The sequence below is a fragment of the Nocardia sp. NPDC056564 genome, from assembly GCF_042793755.1.
Lineage (GTDB): Bacteria > Actinomycetota > Actinomycetes > Mycobacteriales > Mycobacteriaceae > Nocardia.
The window spans coordinates 338,766-339,804 of the sequence record NZ_JBHTUR010000008.1 but is presented as its reverse complement, the minus strand read 5'-3'; positions in this window follow the sequence as shown (position 1 = coordinate 339,804).

The following is a 1,039-nucleotide window of genomic DNA, read 5'->3' as shown; positions in this document are numbered from 1 at the left end:
AGCCCCTTCCGAACGGGGGCTGGCTGCAGCATCAGCCGAGTAGCGCCCCGTCATGTCCCCTCCAACAACCGATCACCAGCCGAACGGGACATGACCGTGCAATTGTGCGAGTGCCAGCACCGTGAAGTCCCGTTCAGCCACAAGCCCCTTCCGAACGGGGGCTGGCTGCAGCATCAGCCGAGTAGCGCCCCGTCATGTCCCCTCCAACAACCGATCACCAGCCGAACGGGACATGACCGCGCGATCGTGCGAGTGCCAGCACCGTGAAGTCCCGTTCAGCCACAAGCCCCTTCCGAACGGGCGCTGGCTGCAGCATCAGCCGAGCAGCGCCCCCGTCATGTCCCCGCCGACAACCGATCACCAGCCGAACGGGACATGACCGTGCAATTGTGCGAGTGCCAGCCCCGTGAAGTCCCTTTCGGCGATCAGCTCTCTTCTGGATAGGAGGGCGCTGACATACGCGGCCCTGATTTGCCTGGTCCGACGACGCTGCGACGACCTCCCTGCCCTGCCGAAACCGAACAGCCCTAATGAGGTTCGTGACCCGCTGCCTGACCGTCTCCAAGCACCAGGTCATACACATACGACCGATCACCCTTGCGGCTCACCCAGACGCCCTCGGGCGGAAGATCGCCTTGCCCAGCGTCGTCGAACGGGCGACTCGATACCTGACCGCACTCGGAGCACACCACCCAGCCGAAGTCGGGTAGTCGCCGACACCAAACATCGCGGTCGACCCGCCTATACGACGGGAATCCATGAACATCCCCATCGCAGACGAACTCATGGGTCACCCCGTCCACCCATCGCACGAACTTCACACCCCACATCACCCCATCCTCGACGACAGGCCCCACCCTCCTCAATCAGATATCCGCCGAGCTCGGCGAAGACCATAGCGACACCCTCGAGGACGACGACCGATCGCGTGCCGAATGGGACATGACCGCGCGATCGTGCGAGTACCAACCCCGTGAAGTCCCGTTCAGCCACCAGCTCCCTTCCGAACGGGAGGTGGCTGTGGCATCGGCCCAGTAAC